Origin of the sequence: Pseudonocardia sp. McavD-2-B, from assembly GCF_024124365.1 — a bacterium.
In the GTDB taxonomy this organism is placed as follows: Bacteria; Actinomycetota; Actinomycetes; order Mycobacteriales; family Pseudonocardiaceae; genus Pseudonocardia; species Pseudonocardia alni.
Window position 1 is genome coordinate 1 of sequence record NZ_JAMXSG010000407.1, and the last position, 3,710, is coordinate 3,710.

The window sequence follows — 3,710 nt, forward strand, 5'->3', positions numbered from 1 at the left end:
GGGACTGGCCGCGCTGGACCCGGCGGACCCGCCCGCCGAGCTGACCGGCCCCCTGCCCGGGCCGCCGTTCACCGACCTCGTGGCGCTGGCCCGTGCGCGCCGCCGGGGACTCGCCGTCGCCCGCCGGGTGCCGCGGGTGCCGGTCACTCGCGCCGACGTCGAGGTCGACGTCGACATGGAGAGCTTCGGCGAGTCCGGGGCCTACCTGTGGGGTGCGCTGCTGACGCTGCCCGGCGGTGCGCGTGACGGGGACCCGGAGCCCGGCTACCGGGCGTTCGCGACCTGGGACCCGCTGCCCACCCGCGACGAGGGGCGCTCGTTCGGGGAGTTCTGGACGTGGTTCGCGGGCCTGCGCGCCGCCACGCTCGCGTCCGGGCGCACGTTCGCCGCCTACTGCTACAACGAGCAGGCCGAGAACCGCTGGATGATCGCCTCGGCGCAGCGGTTCGCCGGGATGCCCGGGGTACCGACCGAGGCCGAGGTGCGCGCGTTCGTCGCGGACCCGTGCTGGGTGGACCTCTACGGCGTGGTCTCCACCTGGTTCCTGTGCTCGCAGGGCAAGGGGCTGAAGAAGATCGCTCCCGCCGCCGGGTTCTCCTGGCGGGACCCGGAGGCGGGTGGGGAGAACTCCATGCGCTGGTACCGCGACGCCGTCGCGCTCGACGGCGGCGAGCCCGACCCGGTCCAGCGGGAGCGGCTGCTGGGCTACAACACCGACGACGTGCTGGCCACCCACGCGCTGCGCGAGTGGATGTCCTCGGACCGGGTGCTGGAGGTCCCGCTGGTGAGCGAGCTGCGCGACCTCGCCTGAGGTCCGCGGGTCACACGCGAGCGTGTGAGGATCCGGGTCGTGGCACCCAGAGGACACGACCGGATCGGGCCGCACGGCGCGGTCAGCAGCACCCACCATCTCGGCACCGCCGCCGCGGCCACGGTGCTGGCGCGGGGCGGGAACGCCTTCGACGCCGCCGTCGCCTGCGGGTTCGTGCTGCAGGTGGTCGAGCCGCACCTGTGCGGGCCGGGAGGTGAGCTGCCCGCCGTGTTCGTCACCGCGGCCGACCCCGTCCCGCGGGTGCTGTGCGCCCAGGGCGTGGCACCGGCCGCCGCGACGGCCGACCGGCTGCGCGACCTGGGCCTCACGATCGTCCCCGGCACCGGCCTGCTCCCGGCGACGGTCCCCGGGGCCTGGGAGGGCTGGCTGACCCTGCTCCGCGATCACGGCACATGGGAGCTCGCCGATGTCCTCGCACCGGCGCTCGGCTACGCCGCGGGCGGGTTCCCGCTGGTCCCGCGGGTGCCCGCGGCCATCGGCACGGTCGCCGACCACTTCCGCACGCACTGGCCGTCGTCGGCGGCGACCTGGCTGCCCGACGGTCGGGTCCCCGCCGCGGGCGAGCTGGTGCGGCTGCCCGTGCTGGCCGCGACCTGGCGCCGGCTGCTCGACGAGGCCGTCGGCCCGAGCCGGGAGGCGCGGATCGACGCCGCCCGCGACGCCTGGTACCGCGGGTTCGTCGCCGAGGAGATCGGCCGGTTCGCCGCGACCCCGGTCCGGGACGAGACCGGGCGCGACCACACCGGCCTGCTCACCGCCGACGACCTGGCCGGCTGGTCGGCGCACTACGAGGACGCGCTCGTCGCCGACGCCGGGACCGGCTGGTCGGTCGCGAAGTGCGGCCCGTGGTCGCAGGGACCGGTCCTGCTGCAGCAGCTGCGGCTGCTGGCGGGCCTGGACCTGGAGCTGCCCGGCGGTGTCGCGACCCTCGACACGGTGCACGCCGCCGCCGAGGCCGCGAAGCTCGCCTTCGCCGACCGGGAGGCCTGGTACGGCGACGGCGCGACCCCCGACCTGCTCGCCGACCTGCTCTCCGACGCCTATACCGACGACCGGCGGGGCCTGATCGGCCCGGCCTCGGACGGCGGGCTGCGACCCGGCGCGCCGGGCGGACGCACGCCGCGGATCGGGGACTACGCGGCGACCCCGGGCGCCGGGCGCGGCTCCGGGACGGAGGGGCCGGGCACCGGCGAGCCGACGGTGTCGCGGGACGGCGTCGCCCGCGGGGACACGGTGCACGTCGACGTCGTCGACGCCGCCGGGAACATGATCTCGGTGACGCCGTCGGGGGGCTGGCTGCAGTCGTCACCGACGATCCCGGCGCTGGGCTTCTGCCTCGGCACCCGCGGCCAGATGTTCTGGCTGGAGGAGGGGCTCGCGAGCACGCTGGCGCCCGGGCGGATACCGCGCACGACGCTGTCGCCGTCGCTGGCGCTGCGCGACGGCGAGCCCGCGCTCGCCTTCGGGACGCCCGGTGGGGACCAGCAGGACCAGTGGCAGCTCGCCTTCCTGCTCGCACTGATGCACGGCGGGCTGGACCTGCAGGCCGCGATCGACGCGCCGACCTGGCACTCGACGGCGTTCCCCGCGTCCTTCGCGCCGCGCGGCTGGGAGCCGCACGGGCTCGTCGTCGAGTCGCGGCTCGGGGCCGGCACCCTCGCCGGTCTGACCCGTCGCGGGCACGTCGTGGAGGACGCGGGTGCCTGGGCCCTGGGCCGGATGTGCGCGGTCGGGACCGGGGTCGCCGTCCCGGGCGGCGGCGGGCGGGGGACGCTGCACGCCGCGGTCGACCCGCGGTCGGGGGTGGGCGCGGCGATCGCGCTGTAGACGCCGAACGCCCCGGCCCTCCCGTGACGGGGGAGCCGGGGCGTTCCACGTGGAACACGGACGGGTGGGTCAGCGGTGCGCCTCGCCCCGCAGACCCTGCTCGCCCTCCCGGACGTGCCGGCCGTTCTGCAGCCCGTTGCCGTCGACCGTCGGGGACGCGGCGCCGTTCCTGGACGCCTGCCCGTCGAGCGGGAGCGGGAACTCCACGTCGGAGTGGGTCACCCGGCCCGGCTCGAGTGCGACCACGTTCGCGACCGGGGCGTAGCCGCTGGTCGCGAGGGTGTAGCTGCCCGCGGGCAGGCCCTCGAACGCGAAGGTCCCGTCCGGGCCGGACAGCCGCGACCCGACGACGGCGCCCTCGGCGTCGATCAGCGTGGCCAGTGCGTGCGCCACCGGGTGCCCGTCGGGCGCCGCGGTGACCCGGCCGGTGAGCCGGGAGCGCTGCGGCAGCCGCAGGTCCTGGACCGCCGTGCCGGAGCCGGGCACCTCGACGCCGACCGCCACCGGGTCGACGCCCTCGCCGGCGGCGGTGAGCGTGTAGCGCCCGGCCGGGACGCCGTCGAGCGCCCAGCGGCCGCCCTCACCGGATCGGCCTGCCGCGGCGACGTCGCCGCCGTGGTCGATCAGCGAGACGGTGACCCCGGGCAGCGGGGTGCCCGCGGCGTCGAGCACGGTGCCGCGGATGCCGCTGCTGACCGACAGCCGCACGTCGTGGCGGACCGGCTCGGTGCCGACCGAGACGGTCGCGGCGTGCGGCGGCAGCGCCGCCGAGGCCGCGACGACCAGGAAGCGTCCGGGCTGGTCGACGGCGATGCGGTAGTGGCCGTCGTCGTCGGTCGTGGTGCGACCGACCTGGTCGCCGGACAGCCGGGTGACGGTGACGACCGCCCCGGGGACCGGCGCGCCGGCGCCGCCCTGGACCCGTCCGGTGACGGCCGGGCCGTCGCCGCCCGTGGAGTGCAGGTGGTCCAGGCCCGCGGCCGCGGCGGCGTCACCGACGGTGCCGTTGTGCGGACGCGGCTGGGGCTTCGGCCGGGGCGCCGGGTGCGGC

Annotated in this window: 3 protein-coding genes; 2 read left to right on the plus strand and 1 reads right to left on the minus strand. The window is 77.4% G+C overall.

Annotated elements, in window-relative coordinates; all coding sequences use genetic code 11:
- Together NH602_RS29295 and NH602_RS29300 are read left to right on the plus strand one after the other, a co-directional pair.
- A partial coding sequence (locus NH602_RS29295; RefSeq protein WP_253069500.1) for a TM0106 family RecB-like putative nuclease occupies positions 1-811 on the plus strand: 811 nt, incomplete at its 5' end.
- Between the two features lie 39 nt (positions 812-850).
- Positions 851-2,659: a gamma-glutamyltransferase family protein gene (locus NH602_RS29300; protein WP_253069501.1), complete on the plus strand. Its 1,809-nt coding sequence runs from the start codon at positions 851-853 to the stop codon at positions 2,657-2,659.
- 69 nt (positions 2,660-2,728) lie between these two features.
- Here NH602_RS29300 and NH602_RS29305 read toward each other — a convergent pair.
- A partial coding sequence (locus NH602_RS29305; RefSeq protein ID WP_253069502.1) for a collagen binding domain-containing protein occupies positions 2,729-3,710 on the minus strand: 982 nt, incomplete at its 5' end.